Below are 26,350 nucleotides of genomic sequence, written 5' to 3' on the forward strand. Positions count from 1 at the left end.
AATAAATTTGATTAACTGCTGTTTCTAAACTCTTGGCAATTAGCACTTCTCAAATTATTTAATGACAGTATGTTTAAGCAATAGTCACTTGATTGCGCCCAGATCGTTTAGATTTATAGCGCATTCCATCAGCACATAAAACTAGCTCTTCGGCATTTTTTCCATGATCTGGATAAAAAGCTATGCCCGCAGATAGTGTGATTTTAATCGCATTTTCATCGCAATTTACCGTATTTTTTTCCAATTGCTTTCGCCAAACTTCGGCTCTATCAACTGCTTGCGAAGCTGACATGTTTGGAATAATTGCGATAAACTCTTCAACACCATAGCGGCAAATTAAGTCACTGTCACGAGACGTCTTTTTCAAAATATCAGCAAGCGCTTTGAGAGCTTCATCACCCGCGCCATGTCCAAATTGATCGTTTACATTCTTGAAGTGATCAAGGTCTAACATAATCAAAGCGAGTGGTCTTTTCTCTCTTTCCGCAAGCGATATATCTCTGACTATCGCAGCATCTAGAAATCGTCGGTGATATAAACTAGTCTTTGCATCATGCAAAGCTAGGCGAACGGAATTACATATCTGTCAGTCGCCTCTTTTCACTTGTTCAACATTTATCGCACGGATGATAAGGCTGGCGTCATCGGGGTCAGAAAAATCAATGTTGAATCCACGTCGTTTGCTGATGGCATCAGCCATGATCCAAGATTCACTGTGTAAATCTTCAACTCACATTTCATTCTTTGTTGCTCTCGAAATTCGGCGGAAGCTACCTAACATGGTTTGTAAAAATGACTTAAAAAAGTGATGCATATTTGCAGGTTGAAAGTAGGTGAAATCTGTGTATTGAGATGTTTTCGAGGCTTAAAGAAATCGCAGTTTTGACAGGCAAGTGCAATAAATGAACCCTCAAATAATGGACGTGAGTCGCGTTTTCACAAAGTTATTTTCAATGAAATTGATTTGTGCCCCATGTTAACATATTGCTGTGGCGTGCAATGCGTCGCAGCAGCCAACGCTAACCCATACCAACGCAAGTATTCTCATCAAGCCTTTCTAGCTTGGCTTCACTATTTGCGTCTCTGATTTGGCAAACGCTGTTCCCTTTCTACTTCCCTAAAGACGTCCTGTAATGTTTCGCTGAAAGCCAGAATGCTATCAGTGAATTTTGTCGTCTTCTTGCTTGGGATACCTACCTTTACTGAGATAAAAATGATGAAAAAAGATACCAACACCAATTCAAATATGTCAGCGATTGATGTGCACGGCGCTCAGAAAAAAGTGTCGCTATTTTCTTGTGGCACAGTCGTGGCAACTCCAGCAGTCATGGCGCATTTTAGCGAAAACAATATTGAAATCGAGCCGTATCTAATTCAGCGTCATTTGCAAAGCGATTGGGGTGATGTATCGCCTGAAGACGCAATTGCAAATGATTTTGCCGTAGAGAACGGGCTTCGCATATTGTCGGCGTATGTTGCAGCTAACAGACGATTTTGGGTGATCACGGAAGCGGATCGCAGTGCTACTACTTTCCTGTTTCCCGAGGAATACTGATATGTGCGCCAAACGATCATCACAAAAGAGCGGTAACGCCATCGCGACAATGCAGGCCATGCGACCGATACGCGATTTGCTTTTGCAACTGCCACATTTGACGGTGACTGCTGAATTTGAGATTGATTACCTTGCCGCAAATCCAACGTTACTTTTGCAGATCGCAAATAACGGTGATGTCGCAATGCGTACTGTCAATCTCGGCATATCCGCTATCGGCATACTATTGGCCAATTCCGCGCCAGAGATAGAAACTCGTGAAATATCTGGTGACGCAGCAGAAGCCATTGGGTGGCTGATAGGAGAGTTGGGTGAATTAGCTGCTGTTATTCACTGTATCGCAGCAGCCTGCCGAAGGTCGATTGTTGATTATGTCCCTGGCACTGTTGAGTGCTTCCCAAATGCCAAACCATGAACTGACTAAGAACAAAAGAAGCGGCGAGAATTTTCGTTGCTTTTTTTTCGTCGTGTCAGCTATCGAAAATACACTATTGTGAATACTTAAAATGGCTACCAAAACAGCAAAAATATTACAATTAATCGAACCCAAAAAAGTGCAACGCATCAAGCTAGTTCAATCGATCCCTGCGCCACCATCATCGCTAGTTGAAAGCTACACAGCAGCGGCTCAATCAAAAGCCACACAACGCACGTACAGCGCCGACCTACGCCATTTCGAACAGCATGGTGGCTCAATACCAGCAACGCCAAGTATGGTTGCTGAATACATTGCTAAATTTGCCGATTCATTGGCGGTTGCAACTCTACAGCATAGGCTAATCGCTATTCACCGCGCCCATACTGACATTGGCATTGTATCGCCAGTTATGGATAAGTCTGTGAAAAGAACGATGCAGGGAATTAGGCGAACCTTCGGTACTGCACAACGCCGCGTTACTGCATTGGTAAAAGACGATCTGCTAGAAATTTTGGTACTGGTAGACCAGCAAAGCCCTATGAAAGCAGCGCGCGATAAGGCATTGCTGTTGATCGGCTTTGCTGGGGCATTCCGTCGCTCTGAACTGGTTGCCCTGCGGTTTGAAGATGTCAGCACCTATGACACGGGATTAGAAATATTGATACGGCGCTCGAAGACTGATCAAGAAGGCGTTGGGCGAACGGTCTTTATTCCGACTGCTAAGGGCAAAACGTGTCCAGTGAAAGCACTTAAAAGCTGGCTTAAACTAGCGAGTATCAACGAGGGCGCACTGTTTCGAGCCGTCAGTCGGTATGACACAATAGTGAACACCAAAGCATTGACTCCTCAATCCGTTGCGTTGATTGTCAAAGCAGCTGTTCGTAGAGTAGATGGCGATGATGCGGCTAGTAAAGTGGCGGGGCATAGTTTGCGCGCTGGTTACTGCACGGAAGCAGCAACAGTCGGATTGCAGCCGTATCAAATTCGCGAACAGACCGGTCATAAATCGGACGTAACCCTTGCTCGCTATATTCGGCCAGTAGCAAAGCGGAAAATACCGAGTTTATTGTGAAGTGGATGTTTGTCGCGATGTTTTTGTTGGCTCTTGCTACCTAACGGTTGATTGGCATAGATATATTTTGCTTTTTTGTATAGTTAGTTATGTTCGAAACGTCTCTGATTAGTATTGCCGGATCAAATCTTTATCTGGCAACAAAAAAGTTGCACATCACTGATTGACATTTACATCAACTTACATAAATTTAACATACAAAAACATGTACAAAACCCCTGTGTTAAAGGAAAATGCCGCATGATTAATTTTGCTCATTCCATCGGTCGCGCATTCGTTGCGACACTATCCCGAGAGGCTCAGAAGAGCATGGGTCAGTTTATGACTCCACCGGAAATTGCTACTTTCATGGCACGTAGAATTGTCGCTGGAGCTGATGAACCCGTCGCTCGGATTCTGGAGCCCTCCGCTGGCGCAGGTATTCTAGCAGCCGCTGTTGTTCATGAATTGCTTCTTAAAGAATGTCCGCCTGAGCGAATCGAGCTATTGATGTTTGAGCTTGATGAACGCCTTATCGGTGGGCTTAAGCAATTAGCTCGTGTCATGCATGATGCTTGCGAAAAGCAAAACATTGTTTTTGATTGGAAAATATTGCAAGAAGACTTCTTGCTGTCTGAACTGGCAACTTCAGGAGTTGCTGGGGAAAGCTTGCTCATAGTTTCTAATCCACCATATTTCAAACTTAATAAAAGTGATCCACGTGCAATTGCGCATAGCTATGCCGTCTACGGACAGCCGAATATTTACGGACTATTTATGGCCGCGTGCGCTCGTCTTGCTGCTGGGGGCGGAAAGTGGTGCTTCATTACCCCGCGATCATGGATGAGTGGTAGCTACTTTGCAGCTGTTCGCCGAACGATTTTTTCCCACTTGAATATCGATGCTCTGCATTCGTTTGAGAGCCGACGAGACCATTTTTCAGAAGAAGCAATTTTGCAAGAGGCAGTGATTACTTGGGCAACGGGATTTGCTGAAGTCGATTCTCGTATGAGCGTTATCGTGACTCGTAGTGTTGGTGTTGTCGACATGGAAAAAGCAATAGTACAAGCTTTGCCTTTAACCAGATTGATTGGAAGTGATTTTGGCAGAGCTGTTGCTCTACCAATGTCGAATGATGCTACTCAGTTTGATATTTGGACTGCGACGCTTGAAACTTACGGACTTAAAGTTTCGACCGGACCTGTAGTTCCCTTTCGCTCTTTGAAATACATTCGAGAATTCCCTGAGCAAGGAACGGTTCCGCTTCTTTGGATGCAGCATGTCTCAACAAACGGTGTGAAATGGCCTATTCAGAAGAAACGAGAGTACATACTCTCGGATGCTGGTTCAAGTTGGATGTTGGTGAAAAATACACCAATGGTGTTGATGCGCCGTTTTAGTCCTAATGAAAATGCTCGTCGAATAAATGTTACCGCCTACGCTGGTGACCTGCCATCCGAAGTAATTGGGCTAGAGAATCACTTGAATTATATTTATCGAGTTGGCGGAAGTATGTCGGTAGAAGAGGCACGTGGTCTTTCCGCATTTCTCGGGAGTCGTATGGTCGACCAACAGTTCCGTAGCACGGCTGGCAGTACTCAGGTGAATGCGGCCGATCTACGAAAAATTAAACTTCCACCAATTATGCAGATTTGTGCGATAGGGAGAATGATCCAATCAGGTAGCTCGCTAGATGAAATAGATGCAGCTGTTGAACAGGTTTTAGGAGAATTCCCATGCATATTACAAAGAGCTTGATTACTTTTTAGCTGGCGTAAAAAATATATGTTGTAGTTCTTGAGGTGCAGGTATATTATGGCTCCTTCAATAAGGAGCCAATATGAACCCACTTCCAAAACTTCCAAGTCTCGATGAAATTCGTGAACGTATAAACGTAATTTTTCCCGATAACTTTCCTGATCGGCGCATTCTCACTGGAGAAATGGCTGCTAGGGTGTATTTTGTCACGCTCTACGGCGGCTTTACTGAAGGCAGTGGACGCTTTTTTCGCCCATCCACTGTGATTCGATTTAGCCTTGAGCAATCTGTACTTACAAATGACCTCGAACGTCTAACTTGGTTGTCAACTTGCCAAACGCCTGGGCACAAGCCTCTTGGCAAACAATGGTATGCAGATAATACTCGTGAGCCTCTGCGAGATGACATGATCCGTAATAGAGCTGTTCCTATTGGACTTATTATCAAACGAGAAGGGGTCGCGCCGACCAGTCCTGCGCCCATTTATGCTCTTTCCAATGATTTTGCTAAGCTTTTATCACCAGCTTTGCAGGGTATTGAATTGAGTGAAGCGATTTCTCAGTGGCAGGAAAAAGCTTTAAATCCCATGACACTGAAACGCATGAAACTTCTTTCCAGAGGTGTGACAGAGAAAGAGGGGCAGATTAGTGTCAGGTTGCCATCAACTAATAAAGTCCTTCGATTAGCCGCTGGTGAGGCCTCGGTTATCACCCGTGATGTGTGCGAGGAGTTGGCGGGTAGAATCATGAAGCTACCTATTGTTGTACATGTCAGTATTTCAGATCAGAAAACTTTCCCCGAACTTATTGGCGAAGCCGCTGCCTATGATTTGAAATTCAATCCATCTTCAGAATTGCCTGATATTGTTATCGTCGATGTGGGAAGTGACGACGGTAAGGTCGCTTTTATAGAGGTTGTACACTCAGACGGCCCTATAACAGAGCTTCGAAAGGATGCTCTTTTGAGAATTGCTGCTGATGCTGGAATTCCCGCTACACGGGTTTTACTTGTCACGGCATTTGAAGATCGAAGTAGTTCTGCATTCAAAAAGCGTTTTAGTGAACTTGCAATCGGCTCAAAAGTTTGGTTTCGAAGTGAGCCAGACATGCTCATGTCATTTGATGAATTCCTTACGCCTATTTGAGTCACTTTCTTTCTTAAAGACGGAGCGGACTATTGCAGGTACGTAAGCTATTTGAAGTACTTTAAGTTTCGCTTCGTCATCAACTATCGAAAAGCCACCATTATCGATAGTCAGCGGCGGCTAACAATAATGGTGTGATTGCTTTTTTAGCTCAAAAATATGTAACTTCAGCGTTGTTAATGTGTCGATAAAAATGAAGATACTTTTTGAAAATCATCGAGCGTTGCAATTGTCCTGCGCTCACGACTCATGAATTTATGATGTTCCTGCCAATTGCTTGGAATAGCGAAATACGTCGCAATTTCAAGCGCGGATTTGCCATATGTATCCGTATGGCTGTGTAAATGAGGTGCGCCTGAGATTAGCGTCTCGACGATCTTCGGTTGTCCAAATCTAACGGCAGTATGCAGTACTGATTGATTTTTATCTGCGTATATATTCGCGACCTCTGCATCGTGATTTAGTATGGCCTCTACACATTCAAGCGAATTTGACGCGATGGCTGCGTGTAAAGCGGTCCTTCCCTTGAAATCTTGTTGCCTCAAATTGGCATTTTCCTTGAGTAGAGCATTCACAACAACGATATCACCATGGTTAGCTGCCAGCATGGCGGGGGATTGCAACTTGAAGTCGGGCATGTTCACCAATTTAGGCCAGGCTCCAATCATAAGGCATATCGCTTTTCGCCAATTAACTGCAAGCTTTGTATCTTCTGGGGTTTTATCGGCAGACAAAAAATGGTCTAAAGCAGGCAATTTTTTCTCAAGCTCATAGAACATTTTTAACCAGCTCATTAGTGCAGTATTGCCTCGAACCTCTCTAAACTTCTTATCCTTCAGTTTTGAATTATTTTTGAACCAGTTGAGTAAGCCGTCAAAATTCCCTTCAAAAACAAATGGCATCGCCCCTTTGATAAATGTTTCACCCAATTCCTTCGATAATGGTGCTACGCTAGTTTCATTCGGATAAGGGCGATAAAGTGTTTCCCAAAAATAAGTGGACATAGCGCAAGCCGTATCCTCGAATGTTTTATTTTCTTCCTCACCTTCTAGTTCACCATATGCCAAAACATTTCTGAAATAGTATTCATAATTGTTGAGGTCGAATTTTGTGGGTGGTTGTTCAACCACTAGTGCAAAACCGTCACGCGCAATTTCTCCTCGTAGTGATCCAAATCCATTATCCTTACAAGCTTCGAGTGCATCCTTGAAAAGACGACGCGCGTTATCAAAATCATTGAAGGCTAGATGGTGCTTTGCTTCATATTGCAAAATGCCTGCGTGCCATGCGTTTAATGCTGGATTTTCTTTTGCCTCTATCAGCAGTGATTCAACTCTTTTCTTTGCGTCTTTGTCGCGGTATTGGCGATCATCATTGTTCAAAAGATGACTAAGCTCGATGAAAATAGCACCCATTTTTTCACTGGGAGTTTGAGCTAACTCTCGCATACGGTTTGCCGCCATTTGACGAATTTTGAAGCTATGGTGATCATCTTGAGCTAGCTCATTAGCAACCCAAAAGCTGTGAACATTTTGTAATGTGCGCCAAGGTGAATGAGTCCGCAGTTTTTGTGAGCATTCCTTCACGATTTTAGATTTTTGTTGTTCTGCTTTCAGTGTGACCAAATTACGTGTAGCAATTAATTTCGCTGATTCGATATCATGTCCAATATGGTCAACGAGTGGCTTTCCTTGATATTCGTTGGGGAATAAATGATTCAACCTATCTGCCAAGATATTGATTACGTCGGGTCTTAATGATGGTACGACAGAAAGGAAAACCCCGAGTTTATCCCAAGGGGGAATTTTATTTTCGAAATATGCGTCTTGAATCTGCCAATCAGAGCTCTGTTTATGTGCGTCTACTGTAAGGTTGTAACTCAGTTTGAATAGCTCAAATAACTGTAGAACTTTATTTTTGGAAAAATCTGCACAGGTCTTATCAAAGTCACTTTCAAGTAAGAATTTACCTAAGCGGAAATATCCATCTTGAACTGCACGCGCCACAAGGAATCTTTGGCGTATCGTTTGTATTGTGGGAGCGGCATAGCGGGTAGCGATCAATTCCACGAAATTGTTTTTTTCATCTTCATCTGCGAAACCATTGAGTATGTCTTCAATGCGGTTGGGTTGTGACATTGGAATTTGCTCACGCAGCAGTGGAGCTGAAAGGTTTTTACGTTTAATAAATTGGAGCGTAGATTGAAACTGTTCTTCTTTAGTTGATGCCGTATCAAGTTTAAATGCACCTCTGAAATCAAGTGCTGTTATATTGGAAAAATATAGATTGATGTTGCCTACACGTGGCACATCACCTTTATCCCAATTTGAGAGGATTTTTTCAATAGATTCAAGTTCGACACCAACACTGATTGATTTTCCTGCCGCATTTATTTTGCCAGCCAATCCTTGAGCAAGTTCACTGATGGTCTGTCCTGATAGATCCAATAGCCAATCAAGAACTTGAGGAACAGGCAGGCGTAATTCTTTTTTATCATTTCTCTCGATGACGTTTGGTAGATACCAAAATTTTCCGCCAGGCATTCCCTCATCCATAGCTTGACATAGGCTCCAAAATGCAACGGTGCGGCCGAGGTAAGGCGCATATAAATATGCTGCCATATTCCAGACTATTTGCTGCATGCTTGCTTCATGAGTCCAAACTGAACGCTCAATAGAATTATTAATGCCTAGTAAGTGGCATAGGTTAATGGACGCATCATTCTTTGCCTGCTCATCGATATTTAACGCTGTGAATATTTCACTTATAAGTTCAGAAATGATTCTTTGATGCGTTTCGAGTGGTCGTTCAAAGCCTATTAGTTCTTTTTTTTTCGTTGGTGCGCTCAGGCCTAGGCTTTGATGAACCTCTAAAAGTAGTTGCTCAGTTGAGGGAATAGTCGCCATTTTGTAATACCTATAAATAATGATAGAGAGCGAATGATCTTATTCGCAACGATCGAAGTCACTGAAACTTGTTTGCTACCCCTTCAATGTTTTGGTTGTAATGCATTAAAGAAGGGGTAGAAAGGAAGCTTCATTTTTTCTATTAGTGGAAATTTGTACATTGGGGTTTTTAATTTCAAGGAAACCCAATATGTACGAGCCGCGACAAATCAATGAGCTAGTCATCAACTGGCATGTGACAGAAGCATGCAACTATTCATGCCGTTATTGCTATGCGCACTGGAATAAATCTGACATACGAAGTGAAATTATTCATGATGAGACTCGATCACAAAAACTGATTGAAATGCTATATGGCTTCTTTTGTGCTAAAAACAAGGGAAATTCACTACAAAACCGTCTTCAGTGGGCTAGTGTTAGATTGAATGTCGCTGGCGGAGAGCCATTGCTGTATGAACAAAAAGTCTTGCGAGTTATTCGAGTTGCTCGTGATATTGGTATGAATGTTTCTATTATCACAAACGGAAGTAGGTTGACTAAGCCTTTGATCGAGGCAATGGCGCCTGACATTTCACTATTGGGTATAAGCCTTGATTCTAGCAATAACCAAACCAACCGAGGAATAGGACGTATCGATAAGAATGGACTGTTGCTCAGAGCCCAGAGTGTTGAGGAAATTTTGGTAAAGGGTAGGCAAATTAACCCCCAAATACGATTAAAGGTGAACACGGTCGTGAATAGTTTGAATGCCAGCGAGGATATGTCCTGTCTTATCCAGACTTTACAACCAGAGCGATGGAAAGTCTTACGGATGCTTCCGGTGCTAAACAATGACTTGGCAGTTTCGGACGATGAATTCAATAGCTTTGTTGATCGTCATCTGGCCTTAAAGAACGTGATGTGCATTGAAGATAATAGTGACATGACTGAGTCATACATTATGGTCGATCCTTATGGTAGGTTTTTTCAAAATAAGCAAAGGCGAAACGGATCAGGTTATTTTTACAGTGAACCGATCTTATCTAAGGGTATTGAGGCAGCATTTTCCCAGCTTACTTTTTCGACCGAAAAATTTATTGGTCGTTATGAGCGGATAAGCGAAGAGGTACTTGCATGAAATACAGTGCCAACAAGGAAATAAACGTTATCGTGCAAAAACTGATTCGCCAAGGGTGGTTCTTTTACTGGGGCGCTAAACATGGACGAATAAGGCACCCCATTGGCCGACCCGTCCTGACGGTGCCAAAGACACCAAGTGATAATAGGGCATCATTGAATTTTTCACGAGACGTAAATCGGATTTTGACTAAAGGCAGATGAATTTTCTGACAGTGTCACCATTTTCCGATTGGCTGTGGTGTTACTTCGAGCGATTGTTCATCGGCCACTTTGATAGTCTTATTTAGCGGCGTGATCAAGATACAACCGTTATCAAGAAGGCGCACTCCAACGAAGGTGCCGGACTTTAGTCCAGCTTCTTCTGAGACAGACTTCGATAACCGAAGACCCAGTGAATTTCCCCATTTGCAGATAGTTGGCATGTTTTCTCCTAATTAAAAATGTATAGCCATTGTGTATCAGCTAAATTGGCGGTTCCAGTGCCCATTTGTACTTATGTTTTGAGGCATAGAGGTGCGAAAACGATGAGTTAGGCGCAATGCAGTCACTGCATTTAGGATCAGCCGTTACTCTTCAAATAGCTGGCTCGTGTTACCTGTGCCGCTAGGGCGGTTGTTTCATTGACATTTTCATTTCTTCTGTGGTATCAACTGGTATAGACCTGATTAATAGATACTAATATTAAGGATTAATGATGGCTGCAAAATTTAAAAGATTCCTGAAAAAAGATATTGTTTCTGGCAAAGAGGAACTTCCAGAGGAATTACTATTTCTTTCCAAATTCAACTTCTTTGCCGTTGCGGAGCAGCGATTGCAAGGCGTGCGCGAATGGTACGTGGAATTGCAAGGTGCGCGTTTGAAATCCTTGCTGGATGCAAAAAAGAAACTCAACGCTGCTCGTTTAGATAATAGGAATATCGCTGCGGAAAATTATGAATTGCAAGAGCGAGTAACTGCTTTGGAATTGAGTCTTAGCAAATCAAAAAATGCCTACAAATTGTTAACTCAAAGCTCTAATGAGAAGTTAGATGAAATGCGGAATCAGAAAATGGCGGAAGCGGATATCGTTAAAAACGACAGAATCCGGGAATTGGAAGGTGAAGTAACTCAACTGCGAAAAGACTATGAAGGCTTAGAGTTGAACTATAAACAGCTGCTTAAAAATATCGACGAAGATGGTCGCCCAGATAGGTTCAAACGAAGCCCCAAGAGCAGTGTTGTGGTTATGCAAGAAAGTGGAGCCCAGTTAAATAGTTTGGCTCTTCAAGGTGGTGCTGCTGGATTGATGACAAAGTAACTATTTGATGAACCATTTGTTGGTAATTCAATTGATGCTTTTGAGTGGAATGGTGGGGCGGCACTAAGTGATTAGTAGATAGGCCAGCCCACTTGATTAGGACATTGTTCCGCTAATATATTCCTCGTGGTTTGCGCATCGCACGATATTCTTCAACATCTGTCGTCTGGTCGGCACTGATGTATGTTGCGCCTATTCCTCTCGTAAATCCCAATTCGCCACAAATCTGTTTCCATTCTGTGCGCATATCGCGTTCGTAGAATAGCACTGGGTCCGAGCGAATTGCCGCTGGTACTGGCACAAAATTTTCGATGGCCAGAATTTCACCAAGCTCAATCGGGACATAAATTTCTCCAGGTGGCGGTGCAGAAATATTTATTCCGTAGTCATTTTTAATGATCCGTTGGTGTTTTTGTAGCAAAGTGATTTTGTTATCAAACATCTTGAGTAGTGATACGCCACTTTGCCAGAGGGCGACAGTCGTTCGATATGGTGAACGTATGCGCCACAAATCTTCTTCCCTTAAGCGCTGGCGCAAACTACACCTCAAATCATATTTTTCAAATAATTCCATTAACATTGCAGCGAGCACTGGAGGTGTCAACATAACGGGCGTAACCATCTCATGCTGCTTGAAAAATGGATCATTCTTAAAGTATTTCTTTCGATACACAGCCTCAAAACGAATAGTATTCTCCGAGAGTTGGAGAAGCGTGGGAGTATTGGTCGTAGTTGACAACTGGATTTTTGGCCGCTTCTTTTGCATCTCAGATGTTTTATCGTACGCTTTAAGGGATACGTCCTGAGAGCTCTGATCGAAATACACAGTTTCGTCTATGTACACGCTAGTATTTACTCCGCTACGAAATCCGGCAAATGCAAGTGCATTAATGATGCTGCTTTTCTGAAGACCATCAGGGATTTTAAGCATAATCGGCGTGTCAATTCTCGTGATCTCGATATCGTCACCTTGGATGAAGTTCCGCTGGCGGAATTTGTCGATCTCTAATTCATGCTGTTCTTTAAGTGCATGCAGCATAGAGAAAGCACTCATAGTTACATCATTAGACGAGACTATATTGTGACCTTGGTAGTGGAATCCATTACTACCTTCAACAAGGAGATCGCCGCTTTTTTTGATGCCACGAACTCGAAGTGATAGTTTGCCTGATACAGCCTTTATACTGGCTTTTGACCACTCCGTACTAGCTGCAAATTGAGGATCATCACTAACTCGTGAAAAAGTCTTAGGTAGCTTAGCACCGTGTACGTTTTTGACTCGCAAGCCAAGCGTATCTACCATGATGCAATCTGCGATATGTTTTAGGTTCTTTTTATCGTTATTCATTTAATGTCCTTAGTTTAGTAATACTTATATCTCTGTGTGAGGTACGTTGGCAGCATGTATCGATTGCCTAAGTAGTGACCATTGATACATCGGCATATCTAAATATTGTCTGACTGGTGTTGGTGATGTGAGTGTATTAGTTACGGTATTACTGTGATGGCACGACAGCTGTTGCCGTGAAAATTACCGCTCGCGATTGCGGTGTTTTGCCATATGAGTACACACCCATGCCAGTCTTTTTTATGTTGCACTGTTGCGTTCACTTAGCGCATGCAACAGTGCAACGGTAGTCAAAAAATGCAGCCTATTCGATTAAATCGTTATCCTGTGATGAATTACGTAACTTTTTAAGGCAGCGGCTGACGGTTGATTTGTTGATGCCTAATTTGATTGCGATGGCTTCAAGTGAGAGACCCTCTTCACGTAAGCGCAACATATCTGCTTCATTCACGGAGAGCTTGATTCCTGCTGGAGCTCCATCGAAGCGGAATGCGCCGTCTTCGCTCCAAATTGAGTATTCGAAAGTTTGTCGCAATTCAGGAATGTAGTCCCTAAGTTTCGTGTGCTCAATTGAAAAGCGAGTATCTTGTCGATTTTGGCTACTCGGGAGTGGGCTTAGCAAAATAGAGTAATCTAGCAAGTCTTCATGCGAACTACTTCCACGTTGCTGACCATTTTTTCCTGTGTGATGAATTAATAAAATGGCGACACCTTGCAGACGCATTTTTATCAACCAATTTTTTACCTTAGCCCATGAATTGCTGTCCTCACGTCCCCCAGATGTCCATGCGGATAAATTGTCAATTATGATTAATTTCACTTCAGGCTCGATGAGGTCATTAATACTTTTCTGCCCTTCTTCTGTATCGATTGAGCCAATCGCATCACCCATAAAGTCTCTACTAATAATATGAAGATTGTTTTCGGCATCTTTGATAGATTTTTGATTGGTGTTGTAAGCATGAATTAGTGCGATGCGATCTTGTAAGCCAGCGGCTCGCATTTCTCCGTCAAGAATCGCAACTGGTACACCGGCACCTGTTCCCCATGGGGGAAGTGCCTTGCTACAGGCTATTGAGTAACCGATTAGAAGTGCGAGCCATGACTTTCCAGAACCTCGCGGACCAGCGAGCATCCCAATTGATTTTGCAAGCATCATTCCACCTAGGAGTTGTTCGTCGGGTGGTAAAACCACCTTTAGCATGTCACCTAAGCGCAATGCATGCGGTTGTTGTTGATGACGTCTAGTATTTCTCATTTTTGCCGCTCCTGATTTTGGTTTCATTCAATATATTTTCTGGATCAAACATTTATTCACTTCAACTAGCGCTTGAATCAATCTGAATGAACTTTTGAATTGATCAGTAAGGCGACAAACATTTTTATATTCACGGGTTTCTCAGAACGCGAAGCAAAAGCGTTAGCGTCAATCCATGCACTAATTTCTGATTCTTTCCAACATGCAGAACGAGAACCAATGCGTATGGGTGGGGGTAGTGTTCCGTGCTTTACATATTTCCAAATCGTAGAAGACGCTAGCCCAGTCTTCACTTTGACTTGAGTAAGTCTAAGAAGGCGATCATTGACGACTGCTCGCACACGTTCTATGAGCGCAAGTAGTTCTGGACTCATGACCTGATTTTTATTAGTTGTTCTCTGTTCATCGTCACACACTTTGATTGAATGTTTCATGTTTAAGCTCCAATTGATTTATGAAAGATTCAGGCCCGAATCAGCCCATACTTTGAACTGTTAAAGACAGGACGTCAGAAGCGAGGGAGGTGGTTTGAAAACAGTGCTGCAAACGAAAATGGCCGCTTGTCGTTTGACAAGCGGCCATTTTCGTGATTTGAATTGGTTCTTAGGTTTAGCTTTGGTTTTGGTCGGGCTTTTGTGTTTGAATTAATAGACGATATCCACCGTTAATCATATCTTTGGCTTCGACAATGTATTTGTCAATTTTGTTGTGTAGTTGCTCCCGCCAGGTATTCTTGTATTTTCCGGATTCGCTGCAAAGATCGAAAATTTGCGCAATCTGATTGTTGCCAAATCCTTGATCGTGTAGTTGAGCAATTAAGACTAAGCATTTTAAATAGTTGCCCCCATTCCGAGATAACCCATCGAGATCCTTTGAATTGACCAGATTGTACTTAAATCGTAGGAGGCTGGATGGCTTTGCAAAGCCATCATCTTGCAACTCTTGATATACATCCTTTACTTCACCTAATATTTTTTCGATCTGCATTGTTATTGGACCAAGTACATTAAGGTAAACGGCGCGCCACACAATTTCATAATCTCGAACAATATCTTCCGCTCCACCTGCTATTTTGAAGTTCATATAATTAAAATTCTCACTGCTCTTGATTTCCAAAATCATCGTCTCATTCAACTCGTCGTCTGTTTGTTCATCACTATCCATTAAGATGCTTCGGATTTTGTGTGCAATCTTTTTCAGGGTCGTGATTTGTCCACTTGGAGGAACGCTACAATCAACAGCGAAAGCGATACAACCCCGCTCACCTCCAAATCCATGGCCAGATGTAGATGGTAGTCCTCTAATTCGATAGCCAAAAGGTGTTTCTTCGATTAGATGATAAGGATACCTGTCTAGCTTTCGTGATTGTGGACCCAGCGGCCTAATATATATTTCTTTGCTTACCGTTCGGCGCGAGTGATCTTCGGGAATTGCTGCCTTTAGAGGTGCAAACCAGGAATCATCTTCATTTTTTAGTTTCGGTAAAATTGGCTGCGCGTAGTCTAACCAAGCTGCCAGCCCGAAACTTCTTCTGCAGTGTTCATCGAGGTCAGGTTGAATATTGCATAGATCTTTTTCGTGAACGAATTCCAAAATCTTGAATTCATTAATGGCTTTGGGGTGATTAGAATAAGCAAACTGGTAATGCTTATTCATCCTAAGAAATAGCCATGCCCAATCATCTGGGCCAAATTTCTCTTCATCTTTGTTTAAAGCAAATGGTGCTTCATCAGAATTGAGCTTAAGAAAAAGTTGATCGCGAATATTTTGGCACTCTTCGTCGCTCAAACGTTTTAAATTGTTCATGAATTTTCCATAGCCTTTCATCCGAGACTTTGACTTAAACAGGGAGTGACAGTCGTAAAACGATTTGTAGCTAGCTTTGTAGTTAAGTCGATGTTTATTGTGGGAACATTTTTAAGTAATTGATTTTAAAGGATAAAATAATTACATCAAAATAATGTCATACTGCTCCTGATGAAACACATTCTCTACCTGCAGTGAAATCGGTTTACCAATAAAATCCCCCAGCATTGCCAGATGTTGCGACTCTTCTTCCAAAAACATATCGACCACGACTTGTGATGCCATGATGCGGAATTCTCTTGGGTTGAATTGCTTGGCTTCGCGTAGGAGTTCGCGCAGGATTTCGTAGCAGATGGTGCGGGCGGTTTTGACTTGGCCTTTGCCGCTGCAAGCGGGGCAAGGTTCGCAGAGTACGTGTGAAAGCGATTCGCGCGTGCGTTTGCGTGTAACTTCGACTAAGCCTAATGCAGAGAACGTAGAAACTGAAAGTTTGGTGCGGTCGCGTGACAGGGCTTTGTTGAGTTCAGCTAACACGGCGTCTTTGTGTTCCTGACTTTCCATGTCGATTAAGTCGAGGATGATGATGCCGCCTAGATTGCGCAAGCGAAGTTGGCGCGCAATCGCAAGTGCTGCTTCTAGATTAGTTTTGAAAATCGTGTCGTCGAAATTGCGCCCGGCGACAAAGCTGCCAGTGTTGACGTCGATGGTCGTCATGGCTTCGGTTTGATCGATGATTAGATAACCGCCGGATTTGAGATTGACGCGTCGCCCTAATGCGCGTTCGATTTCTTCTTCTACGCTGTACAAATCAAACAGTGGGCGTTCACCCGTGTAATGCTGGAGCTTCGGTAATACGGATGGCGTATAGGTGCGTCCGAATTCTTGTAGCATCAAAAAATTCTCACGTGAGTCAATTTGTATACTGCTGGTTTCTTCGTTGACGAAATCACGTAGGACGCGTTGCGCTAAATTCAGGTCTTGATGCAAAAGGCTGCACGGCGGCTTGGTTTTGGCGAGCTTGGTAATGGTGGACCAAGTACGACGCAGGTATTCGATGTCGGCGCGCAGGTCTTCTTCGGAAGCGTCTTCGGCCATGGTGCGCACGATGAAGCCGCCTTTTTCGTCTTCTAACATCAAGCCCTTTACTTTGGTGCGAAGCGACTCACGTTCTTCTTCATTTTCTATGCGTTGTGAAATGCCGATGTGGGAATCTTGCGGTAAGTACACCAGCATACGACCAGCAATCGAGATCTGGGTTGAAAGGCGTGCGCCTTTGGTGCCTATCGGATCTTTTACCACTTGCACCGTGATTGCCTGTCCATCGTATAAGAGTTTTTCTATCGGTGTGAGCGGCACATTGTTGGAATTGCCTTCATGGCCTTGTGGGCGCGCATCCCAAATATCGGCAACGTGCAAAAACGCCGCGCGTTCGAGGCCAATGTCGATAAAGGCTGATTGCATGCCGGGCAAAACACGTACCACTTTGCCCAAATAAATATTGCCGACCAAGCCGCGCGATAAGGTGCGTTCTATGTGTAACTCTTGTACTGCTCCCTGAAAAATCAGGGCCACGCGGGTTTCTTGTGGCGTGACGTTAATTAAAAGATTTTCGCTCATGGCTAGGTTTCTATCGTATTTTTAAATTTAATTTGGTTTGAAGCGGTCAAGTAGGGCGGTGGTCTCATACAAAGGGAGACCCATGATGCCGGAATAACTGCCGCTGATATGTGTGATAAAACGCGCAGCCATACCTTGTATGCCATAGCCACCAGCCTTGTCGTAAGGTTCAGCGCTGTCGCAATAGGCTGCAATTTGTGCGTTGTCTAGTGCCGCAAATGTCACTTCAGAGGTTTGCGTGCATTGTAAAAGTTGATGTTGATATTTGATCGCGATGCTAGTGAGTACTTGATGGGTATTGCCAGCGAGTTTGCTTAGCATGGCAACAGCTTCATCGCGATTGGTGGGTTTGCCTAAAATTTCTTGGGCGATGACGACCGTGGTGTCGGCGGCTAATACTGGGTGCGGGAATAGGCGTCGCGCGAGTACTGCATCCCATGCTGCCTGAGCTTTTTCTTGGGTGACGCGGGCGACATAAGCATCCGGTAATTCGCCCGGTAACACGATCTCTGTGACATCGGGGCCGCGTGGCGGCGCATCACGTAACAGCAATACTTCAAAGTCGATGCCGACTTGGCGCAGTAATTCACGCCGACGTGGGCTTTTGGATGCGAGATAAATTTTACGGTGTTGCGACATAGCTAAAATCCCGATGCGGAGCGTGGTCGCATTATTTTTATATTCTTAATACCCAAAGGTAAGGGAATTGTTCAGTGAGTGACCACGCTAGGTATAGTTGTTCCCCTAATAATACACGTACCATGCCATGCGGCAAAGGAAAACAAGGGACAGCCGTTACCATTTCAGCTGCTCGACAAAATTAACCAGTTCGGTCGTAATACGTTGGCGGTCGGTCGGATTTTTGAAGACAAAGAAATGTCCGCCTCGTTCGAAACTCACTAGCCGGTGGGGAATCTCAAGCGCACTTAACTTGTTTGCTAACGCTTGAGCATCTTGATATGCACACATTTCATCATCTTTAGCATGGAATAGAATTTGTGGTGGACTATGATGGTTGACCATCAGTAGCGGAGACAGCTGTTTGGTATCGCGTATCGGACCGACTACGCTGTTATACCAAGTGTCTTTTGACGGATCAAATCCTGCAGAAACATAAGCGGCAGCTTTGACTTTCGTGTGATTGAGAACCGCCATCTGTGATGCTAGTGCCCCACCACTGGAAAAACCTCCCACCATCAATTTCTTGGGGTTAATCTGTAATTCGTCACTGTGGGTAATTGTCCAGTCAATTGCCCGCTCGGCATCGGCCAGAGCATTCAGCGGTGTGCCAGCAAAACGTTGTGATGTGCGGTATTCGACTTGTACTACGACGAAGCCGCTATTTTGCAGTGCGCGGCACAGGACAGGACAGTAACTCCAGTGACCTGTACTCCATGAGCCACCATGAAACCAAATGAATACAGGCGCATCTTTGATGTTTCCATTTGCAGGGAATACGTGCAGTTGCAGATCAACACCGTCGACCGTTTGGTAAGTGTGGGCTAGGTGGTCTTTCGGTGCTTGAATCTCTTGTTCGTAAGACGCTCGGAACTTGCTGATTTGCGCCGCGGCCACACCGTTTTTCTCGGCGGTCAGAATTTGCGGCAGCACGTTTTTGGCGCCGTTCTCATCAATATGTTCTGATAGCAGCTTACCCATGAAATGGGCTTTCACTTTGCTGCTACGAACGGCCTTGTCGAGTGCACTAAAGTTCGCTCGTAACCAGCGGTTGTCACCACGTTGAAGTTCACGGTCTTGCTTCACCAGTCGCCCTGCAGTGTCATGTAGCCATGCTGCAATTAAGAGTTGGAAGTTGCTTTCCTCTAAGCTCGCTTCGTCATTAAAGTTGATCGATTGAATGGCATCATGTTTCGGTTTCCAATTGGCGGCAATGGAGCCACTGGTTTCTCGTTGATGAAAATAAGGATAATTGATTAAGCCCGCTGCCCATTGCCACTGGATATTCTGCAGTGCCGCTGCGCGTTCGGTGTGGTTTAAGTTGGGAGCATGGTCGGGAGAAAGAGCGTGTTCTTGCTCGCGGCGGCGCTCCATCCAAAGTTTGTCGAATTGAGCGGGTCTTTCATGAACGAGTCGAATCATTCCTCGCATGCTGAGGTCATGTTTTTCATTAAGCTTGGTCTCTTGTGCACAAACTTGTGAAAAAGGAAGGCAGACTAATGCTAGTCCAAGACAAGCAGACAAAAAGATAGAATGGAATGGCTGCATAGCGACACCCCGCGATTAAAAACAGTCTAAAGAAGTCGAGCGTGGTATCTGCTTTTGCTAGACCCGGTGATATGGATGATTTTGGGTAATTGACCAAGCGCGATAAAGTTGTTCTGCCAATAATACACGCACCATGCCATGTGGCAAAGTTAAACTCGAAATACGAATCAAACCGTCGGCTTTTGCTTTAAATTCTGCGTCTAATCCGTCTGCGCCGCCGATCACAAACACCACATCACGACCTTCTTGCTGCCATTCGGTAAGTTGTTTGGCAAGGCCGACTGAGGTCAAGTCCTTACCGCGTTCATCGAGCGCGATGATGCGTGCATTTTTGGGGATGACCGCTTCAATCTTTTCTTTTTCGAGTGCCATCACTGTTTCGGCAGTTTTGCTACCTGAGCGCTCTATGGGTTTGATTTCTTTCAGATGAATACGTGCCTCAGGTGGCATGCGCTTGGCGTATTCCTGAAAACCAGTTTCTATCCAGGATGGCATTTTGTGGCCGACGGCGGCGATGATGAGTTGCATGATCTTGGTGTAGTTGTTTTGAGGGGGGGCGATTATACTTGGGACGGTAGGTTTTCGAGCCTACCGTCATCCTGGGGATTACTATCTCAACGGTGAACGGATGGCCGTCCATAAATTAAAAAAAATACTGAGCCGCATAGCGGCCAGTCCGATCGATCATTTTGTTAGGTGGTTGATGACGGAAGCGCTTCAAACTTTTATCCATATGACGTCCTCGACACCGTATTCAGTCTTAAGAAAATCGCGAGCAGTTTCAACTGTATAGTACATGTCGCCAGTAACAACTTCCTGTTGGTCATTTAAGCAGCTTACCCAATATGCAAGTTCACTATCGATACCCGCACTGATTGTAATGACAACGAGATTAATTGGCTGAAGTGGGGCTTGATCGTTCCGAGGCACGATATACCCGCTTGGCAAAATTTTCGTCGGCAATTCAGCGAACTCAATAACTTCATTTCCATAAACTGCTGCGGGAATTTTTAGCACCATTTATTGCCACCTATCGCTTCTTCATGATTGAACCCAGCACGCCGCGAATAATTTCGCGACCGACTTGTGAACCTATGGTGCGTACTGCGGATTTCACCATGGTTTCGGCGACATTATCTTTGCGTCGTATGCCTGAGCCGCCGAACAGATTGCCGAACATGCCTCCCAGAGCGCCTGCGATGCCGCCACCTTCGGATTCTGCTTGTGCTGGTGCAGATTGTTGCGAACGGGGCTGAGTTGGCTGAGCTGGTGGCACTGATGGGGAACCTGTAGAGCGCCCCCAAGCAGCATTGTCATCAGCGACCGGTGGTGTTGACGAATTCGCTGGCGCATTGTCCTGATGCACGCGGCCTTTAATTTTTTCGTAGGCGGATTCACGATCAATCGCTTTTTCATAGACCCCTGCGACAATAGAATTTGCCATAATGGTTTTTCTTTGCTCCGGCGTAATCGCACCTATTTGCGAGGCAGGCGGCACGATAAATCCACGTTGCACAATGTTTGGTCGGCCTTTTTCATCTAAGAAAGAAATCAAAGCCTCACCCACGCCCAATTCGCTAATCACCGCTGCGGTATCTAATTCAGGATTCGGGCGGAAAGTCTCGGCGGCGGCTTGCACTGCTTTTTGATCACGCGGCGTGTACGCACGTAAAGCATGTTGTACGCGATTGCCTAATTGTCCTAATACCGCATCAGGAATATCGAGCGGATTTTGTGTCACAAAATAGACGCCGACACCTTTGGAGCGTATCAGGCGTACTACTTGTTCAATTTTTCGCAATAAAACTTTAGGCGCTTCGTCAAATAGGAGATGGGCTTCATCAAAGAAAAACACCATCTTCGGTTGTTCAACATCACCCACTTCTGGCAAGTTTTCATATAACTCGGATAGCATCCATAGCAAAAATGTGGAATACAGACGCGGTGATTGCAAGAGTTGATCGGCCGCCAAGATATTGATGAAACCTTTACCGTTGGTATCGGTTTGCATCATATCGTCCAGATTGAGCATAGGTTCGCCGAAAAACTCTTCGCCACCTTGTTCGCCCATCGCTAACAAAGCACGTTGGATTGCGCCTATGCTGGCTGCAGAAATATTGCCGTATTCGGTTTGAAACTCTGAGGCGTTATCGCCCAAATATTGCAGCATCGCGCGCAGATCTTTGACGTCTAATAATAGCAAGCCATTATCATCGGCAATCTTAAATGCGAGTTGCAATACACCTTCTTGTGTCTCGTTCAAATTCAACATGCGACCTAGCAATAGTGGCCCCAAATCTGAAATCGTGGCGCGTACTGGATGGCCTTGTTTGCCGAATACATCCCAAAACGTCACCGGGCAGGCTTGCCAATTTGGCGCTGTTACGCCTAGCATCTCTAGGCGTTGCTGCATCTTAGGGCTTAATTGACCTGCTTGTGACATGCCCGATAAATCACCTTTGACATCGGCCATGAACACCGGTACGCCAATATCAGAGAAGGATTGTGCTAACACTTGTAAAGTGACTGATTTGCCGGTGCCTGTCGCGCCGGTAATGCAACCGTGGCGATTCGCCCAGTCAGAGAGCAAATTGAGATCAAAAGATTGATTTTTCGCAAGAGATTTAGCGACTAAGAGTGGTTTTGACATGATTTGCCTGGGTTGAATATGCGTAAATAGAGATAATTATTCAGATCTGCGTCGAAAACTTCTGCAATCCTCGTCACCTGAGAAAGCCAGCGGCGGTTTTGCGCAAGTGCTCTATGTTAGAATAGCGGTCTTCATTATAAAACCAATCCTTTGCAAAGTTTCCATCGCGACATGTCCAAATTGTCAGCGAATGATGAAAATTACCTTAAATCGGTATCGATAAGTGCAAAGCATTGTCAATTTTAGAAAGAGCAATCATGGCAGGACATAGTAAATGGGCCAACATCAAGCATAAAAAAGCAGCGACCGACGCAAAGCGCGGCAAGATCTGGACACGCTTGATTAAAGAAATCACAGTGGCGGCGCGCATGGGTGGCGAAGATGTCGCATCGAATCCGCGTTTGCGACTGGCTGTGGATAAAGCAGCAGATGCAAATATGCCGAAAGAAAACGTTACACGCGCGATTCAACGCGGTGCGGGTACTTTGGAAGGCGCTAATTATGAAGAAATTCGTTATGAAGGTTATGGCATAGGCGGTGCGGCGATTATCGTTGACTGCATGACCGATAATCGTGTTCGTACGGTTGCCGAAGTCCGCCATGCTTTTAGTAAATTTGGCGGCAATATGGGAACCGAAGGCTCCGTGGCTTTCTTGTTCACACACTGCGGTCAAATGTTTTTCGCCCCAGGCACGAATGAAGATGCGCTGATGGAAGCTGCTTTAGAAGCGGGCGCTGACGATGTAGTCACCGATGATGAAGGCGGTATCGAAGTCACTTGCCCACCGCATGATTTATCGGCGATCAAAGACGCATTAGAAAAAGCTGGCTTTAAACCAGAAGTCGCAGAAGTCGTGATGAAGCCGCAAACAGAAACGGTGTTCACTGGTGATGATGCGATCAAGATGCAAAAGATTATTGATGCGCTGGAAAATCTCGATGACGTGCAAGAGGTATTTACTAACGCGATCATCGAAGAATAAGATGAGTATAAATCCAATTCTAGGGCGCAGCACTTCGTTACCAATGCTCGCAATACCGACGTATTGCTGTGCTTGGTGCCTTGCGCTGCATCCCTATAATTGAATTTCTATCTCATCTTATGGTTATCGTTTTCTAAAAGCCTTATCGCAATTCGTAGCAAACATCAATTCAACTCAACTATTCAGAGTAAAAAATGAAAATTCTTGTGGTCGGCTCCGGTGGTCGTGAACATGCACTGGCATGGAAATTAGCGCAATCAGAACGCGCGCAAACGATTTTTGTTGCGCCTGGTAATGGCGGCACAGAATTAAATAAGAACTTAAAGAACATCAACATCACTGATCCGCATGCCTTAGCGGAGTTTGCGATACAAGAGCATATCGGTTTGACCGTAGTCGGCCCTGAAGTGCCACTTGCTGCTGGTATCGTGAATATCTTCCGTGAAAAAGGTCTAAAGATTTTTGGACCAACGAAGGAAGCGGCGCAGTTAGAAAGCTCCAAAGATTTCGCCAAAGCCTTCATGCATCGCCACCATATTCCAACTGCGGAATATCAAACCTTCTCCGATTTACAAGCGGCACATGATTATCTGAATCAAAAAGGTGCACCTATCGTCATTAAGGCCGATGGCTTGGCGGCTGGTAAGGGCGTGGTCGTTGCAATGACTGAGGAAGAAGCGCACGCCGCAGTCGATATGATGTTGTCGGATAATAAGTTAGGTGACGCTGGTGCGCGCGTCGTGATTGAAGAGTTTTTAGCGGGCGAAGAAGCGAGTTTCATCGTCATGGTTGACGGTAAAAATATTTTGCCATTGGCGACCAGCCAAGATCACAAACGCTTGCTCGATCAAGATCAAGGACCAAATACAGGCGGCATGGGTGCCTATTCTCCAGCACCTATCGTCACTCCACAGTTGCACGCACGTGTTATGCGCGAAATTATTCAGCCTACCGTACAAGGCATGGCCAAAGATGGCATCGTGTTTACTGGTTTCTTGTATGCTGGTTTGATGATAGACGAGCAGGGTAACCCTAAGACTTTGGAATTTAATTGCCGCATGGGCGATCCAGAAACCCAACCGATTATGTCGCGTCTCAAAACTGATTTGATCAGCGTGATGGAACATGCAGTCAATGGCACGCTCGATACCGTCGAACTCGAATGGGATAGACGCACAGCGATGGGCGTGGTGATGGCAGCCGCTGGTTATCCAGATGCACCTGAAAAAGGTGCAGACATTACAGGCATCCCAGCAGAGACTACAGATTGCATTACCTTCCATGCGGGCACGGCCTTAGCTGGCGGCAAACTCAGCGTCACGGGTGGTCGTGTGTTGTGCGTGGTAGGTCTCGGTGACTCGGTGAAGACAGCGCAAAAACATGCTTACGATGTGGTTGAAAAAATTCAATTTAAAGGTGCGCAGTATCGTAAAGATATTGGATGGCGTGCGCTTAATAGAAAACACTGAGCGTAAGCACCGAACCTAAGCCTTGATAGAAAGCATTAAGAGTCAAAGACTTAAGCCGCAGAGGCGCAAAAAATAAACTTACACACGCAATTTTTGACATCCCATGACCGACGCTAACTCCGTAAAAGAATATTTACTAGGCTTACAAGCTTCCATCGTCGCCTCGATGGAAGAAGTTGATGGTTGCCGTTTTATTACCGATAGCTGGGAGCGCCCGGAAGGCGGTGGTGGGATTTCGCGTGTGATTGAAGAAGGCAATGTGTTTGAACGCGGCGGTGTGAATTTTTCGCACGTGATGGGCAATAACTTGCCACCATCTGCGGCGGCGAGTCGTCCTGAATTAGCGGGGCGCAAGTGGGAAGCGATGGGCGTGTCTTTGGTCCTGCATCCGCGCAATCCGTATGCACCGACGGTACACATGAACGTGCGTTTTTTCACTACGTATGCCGAAGGTAAAGATCCAGTGTGGTGGTTCGGCGGCGGTATGGATCTCACGCCGTATTATGGCTTTGAAGAAGATGCTAAACACTTTCATCAAACTTGCAAAGATGCCTTAACGCCATTTGGGACTGACCTTCATCCACGATTTAAAAAATGGTGTGACGAGTATTTTTATCTCAAACATCGTAAAGAAGCACGTGGCGTAGGCGGCATTTTCTTTGATGATTTTAATGAGCAGCCATTTGCGCAAAGTTTTTCGATGATGAAGAGCGTTGGCGATGGATTTTTGAAGGCTTATCGCCCTATTCTTGAACGCCGTAAGGATCTCGCCTACGGCGAAACTGAACGTGATTTCCAAGCTTATCGTCGCGGTCGTTATGTGGAATTTAATTTGGTATTTGATCGCGGCACGCTATTTGGCTTGCAATCGGGTGGACGTACCGAATCGATCTTGATGTCGATGCCACCGATAGTGAAATGGCGTTACGATTGGAAGCCCGAAGCAGGTAGTGCAGAAGCCAAATTGGCGACTGATTTTTTGGTGCATAAGGAATGGGTGTAAAATCCGCTCCTGCAAATCCTGCCGCAACAAACATCCAGCGCTCAGTGTTGGTATTTGGCGGTAGTTTTGATCCAGTACATCAAGGGCATGTCGCGTTGGTACAGCATTTTGCCAAGCTGCTTAAGGTCGATGAAGTGCGTTTAATACCTGCCGGCCAACCTTGGCAAAAAGGCGGTTTAAAAGCGACAGCAGAACAAAGAATAAAGATGTTGGAATTAGCATTTGATGAGCAATTATCAGTGCCTTACAGCATCGACCAGCAAGAGATAGAACGTGCAGCTGCGCAGATTCCCAGCTACACGGTCGATACTTTAACTAACATGCGATCTCAATGGGGTAATGCTCAGTTAAATGAGGAGATCGCGCTTATTTTGCTAATTGGTGCCGACCAATTTCACAATTTTGCAACGTGGAAAAATTGGCAACAAATTTTTAAATTGGCACATATCGTCGTTGCCGCAAGACCCGGCTATAGCTTGCAAATCGACACATTACCCAGCGAATTTGCCGCGCTCTGGCAGCAAGCAAATGGCGCAATTGAAGATCTTAAGCAATGCTCTTTTGGCAAAACATGGCTAGAAACTGATCTGGCCTGGGATATTTCTGCAACACGAATTCGCGACGAATTGCAGCAACAAGGGCAAACCAGGGAAACCACCTCGCTAATTCCGCGCAAGGTGTTAGACTACCTTCAAAGCCAAGGGATTTACAATTAGCGCAAAACCATTAACCTTCGCATTAG

The 26,350-nt window shown here is 44.8% G+C and carries 23 protein-coding genes; 11 read left to right on the forward strand and 12 right to left on the reverse strand.

The genetic code is table 11. The features are described 5' to 3' along the window. Window positions 1-73 precede the first annotated feature (73 nt). Window positions 74-559: a GGDEF domain-containing protein gene (locus tag H8K33_RS08620; protein WP_186890621.1), complete on the reverse strand. Its 486-nt coding sequence runs from the start codon at window positions 557-559 to the stop codon at window positions 74-76. A 654-nt stretch (window positions 560-1,213) separates the two neighbouring features. Here H8K33_RS08620 and H8K33_RS08625 point away from each other — a divergent pair. The 5 genes from H8K33_RS08625 to H8K33_RS08645 all read left to right on the forward strand — a co-directional run bounded on the left by H8K33_RS08625 (window position 1,214) and on the right by H8K33_RS08645 (window position 5,926). After that, window positions 1,214-1,555, forward strand: coding sequence for a hypothetical protein (locus H8K33_RS08625; protein WP_229827205.1), 342 nt, complete (start codon window positions 1,214-1,216; stop codon window positions 1,553-1,555). A 1-nt stretch (window position 1,556) separates the two neighbouring features. Continuing rightward, on the forward strand, window positions 1,557-1,970 hold the full coding sequence (locus H8K33_RS08630; RefSeq protein WP_186890622.1) for a hypothetical protein: 414 nt from the start codon (window positions 1,557-1,559) through the stop codon (window positions 1,968-1,970). Between the two features lie 91 nt (window positions 1,971-2,061). After that, window positions 2,062-3,045, forward strand: a complete 984-nt coding sequence (locus H8K33_RS08635; protein ID WP_246443452.1) for a site-specific integrase — start codon at window positions 2,062-2,064, stop codon at window positions 3,043-3,045. Window positions 3,046-3,285: 240 nt separating this feature from the next. Further along, a complete protein-coding gene (locus H8K33_RS08640) occupies window positions 3,286-4,782 on the forward strand; it encodes an Eco57I restriction-modification methylase domain-containing protein (protein WP_186890623.1) in 1,497 nt (498 codons plus the stop codon). A gap of 82 nt (window positions 4,783-4,864) precedes the next feature. Then, the gene (locus H8K33_RS08645) at window positions 4,865-5,926 is read left to right on the forward strand and encodes a BsuBI/PstI family type II restriction endonuclease (protein ID WP_186890624.1); all 1,062 of its coding nucleotides are present in this window, start codon (window positions 4,865-4,867) and stop codon (window positions 5,924-5,926) included. Between the two features lie 176 nt (window positions 5,927-6,102). On the opposite strand, the gene H8K33_RS08650 is transcribed toward H8K33_RS08645, so the two are convergent. Then, on the reverse strand, window positions 6,103-8,832 hold the full coding sequence (locus H8K33_RS08650; RefSeq protein WP_186890625.1) for an ankyrin repeat domain-containing protein: 2,730 nt from the start codon (window positions 8,830-8,832) through the stop codon (window positions 6,103-6,105). A 190-nt stretch (window positions 8,833-9,022) separates the two neighbouring features. On the opposite strand from H8K33_RS08650, the gene H8K33_RS08655 reads away from it, so the two are divergent. Then, window positions 9,023-9,949 (forward strand): viperin family antiviral radical SAM protein, encoded by a 927-nt coding sequence (locus tag H8K33_RS08655; RefSeq protein ID WP_186890626.1) that lies wholly within the window; start codon window positions 9,023-9,025, stop codon window positions 9,947-9,949. A gap of 696 nt (window positions 9,950-10,645) precedes the next feature. Continuing rightward, entirely contained in the window at window positions 10,646-11,248 is a 603-nt protein-coding gene (locus H8K33_RS08665; RefSeq protein WP_186890628.1) for a hypothetical protein, read from the forward strand. Window positions 11,249-11,360: 112 nt separating this feature from the next. Here the strand turns inward: H8K33_RS08665 and H8K33_RS08670 are convergent, their stop codons facing one another. The 10 genes from H8K33_RS08670 to H8K33_RS08720 form a co-directional block, all read right to left on the reverse strand. Then, window positions 11,361-12,596, reverse strand: coding sequence for a phage/plasmid replication protein, II/X family (locus H8K33_RS08670; protein WP_186890629.1), 1,236 nt, complete (start codon window positions 12,594-12,596; stop codon window positions 11,361-11,363). A 304-nt stretch (window positions 12,597-12,900) separates the two neighbouring features. Continuing rightward, the gene (locus tag H8K33_RS08675) at window positions 12,901-13,881 is read right to left on the reverse strand and encodes an AAA family ATPase (RefSeq protein WP_186890630.1); all 981 of its coding nucleotides are present in this window, start codon (window positions 13,879-13,881) and stop codon (window positions 12,901-12,903) included. Between the two features lie 50 nt (window positions 13,882-13,931). Next, window positions 13,932-14,288, reverse strand: a complete 357-nt coding sequence (locus H8K33_RS08680) for a helix-turn-helix transcriptional regulator (protein WP_246443455.1) — start codon at window positions 14,286-14,288, stop codon at window positions 13,932-13,934. 175 nt (window positions 14,289-14,463) lie between these two features. Continuing rightward, window positions 14,464-15,660, reverse strand: coding sequence for a hypothetical protein (locus tag H8K33_RS08685; RefSeq protein WP_186890631.1), 1,197 nt, complete (start codon window positions 15,658-15,660; stop codon window positions 14,464-14,466). Between the two features lie 141 nt (window positions 15,661-15,801). Further along, window positions 15,802-17,277 carry a ribonuclease G gene (rng, locus tag H8K33_RS08690; protein ID WP_186890632.1) on the reverse strand — a complete coding sequence of 492 codons (1,476 nt, stop codon included), beginning with the start codon at window positions 17,275-17,277 and terminating at the stop codon, window positions 15,802-15,804. 27 nt (window positions 17,278-17,304) lie between these two features. Then, entirely contained in the window at window positions 17,305-17,916 is a 612-nt protein-coding gene (locus tag H8K33_RS08695) for a Maf family protein (protein ID WP_186890633.1), read from the reverse strand. A gap of 156 nt (window positions 17,917-18,072) precedes the next feature. After that, window positions 18,073-19,377: an alpha/beta hydrolase gene (locus H8K33_RS08705; RefSeq protein ID WP_186890635.1), complete on the reverse strand. Its 1,305-nt coding sequence runs from the start codon at window positions 19,375-19,377 to the stop codon at window positions 18,073-18,075. Window positions 19,378-19,560: 183 nt separating this feature from the next. After that, on the reverse strand, window positions 19,561-20,031 hold the full coding sequence (gene rlmH, locus H8K33_RS08710; protein WP_186890636.1) for a 23S rRNA (pseudouridine(1915)-N(3))-methyltransferase RlmH: 471 nt from the start codon (window positions 20,029-20,031) through the stop codon (window positions 19,561-19,563). 189 nt (window positions 20,032-20,220) lie between these two features. Continuing rightward, the gene (locus tag H8K33_RS08715; protein WP_186890637.1) at window positions 20,221-20,523 is read right to left on the reverse strand and encodes a hypothetical protein; all 303 of its coding nucleotides are present in this window, start codon (window positions 20,521-20,523) and stop codon (window positions 20,221-20,223) included. A 10-nt stretch (window positions 20,524-20,533) separates the two neighbouring features. Further along, window positions 20,534-22,153 carry a helicase HerA-like C-terminal domain-containing protein gene (locus H8K33_RS08720; RefSeq protein ID WP_186890638.1) on the reverse strand — a complete coding sequence of 540 codons (1,620 nt, stop codon included), beginning with the start codon at window positions 22,151-22,153 and terminating at the stop codon, window positions 20,534-20,536. A 257-nt stretch (window positions 22,154-22,410) separates the two neighbouring features. Between H8K33_RS08720 and H8K33_RS08725 the strand changes: the two genes are divergently transcribed. From H8K33_RS08725 to nadD, 4 genes are all read left to right on the forward strand, one after another. Then, the gene (locus tag H8K33_RS08725; protein WP_186890639.1) at window positions 22,411-23,136 is read left to right on the forward strand and encodes a YebC/PmpR family DNA-binding transcriptional regulator; all 726 of its coding nucleotides are present in this window, start codon (window positions 22,411-22,413) and stop codon (window positions 23,134-23,136) included. 194 nt (window positions 23,137-23,330) lie between these two features. After that, a complete protein-coding gene (gene purD, locus H8K33_RS08730; RefSeq protein WP_186890640.1) occupies window positions 23,331-24,605 on the forward strand; it encodes a phosphoribosylamine--glycine ligase in 1,275 nt (424 codons plus the stop codon). A gap of 103 nt (window positions 24,606-24,708) precedes the next feature. Next, window positions 24,709-25,608 (forward strand): oxygen-dependent coproporphyrinogen oxidase, encoded by a 900-nt coding sequence (gene hemF, locus H8K33_RS08735; RefSeq protein ID WP_186890641.1) that lies wholly within the window; start codon window positions 24,709-24,711, stop codon window positions 25,606-25,608. Continuing rightward, window positions 25,599-26,324, forward strand: a complete 726-nt coding sequence (gene nadD / locus H8K33_RS08740; RefSeq protein WP_186890642.1) for a nicotinate (nicotinamide) nucleotide adenylyltransferase — start codon at window positions 25,599-25,601, stop codon at window positions 26,322-26,324. Before hemF ends, nadD begins: the two co-directional genes overlap by 10 nt. The last annotated feature ends 26 nt before the right edge of the window (window positions 26,325-26,350 follow it).

Origin of the sequence: Affinundibacterium amnicola (genome assembly GCF_014284275.1) — a bacterium.
Lineage (GTDB): Bacteria > Pseudomonadota > Gammaproteobacteria > Burkholderiales > Burkholderiaceae_D > Undibacterium > Undibacterium amnicola.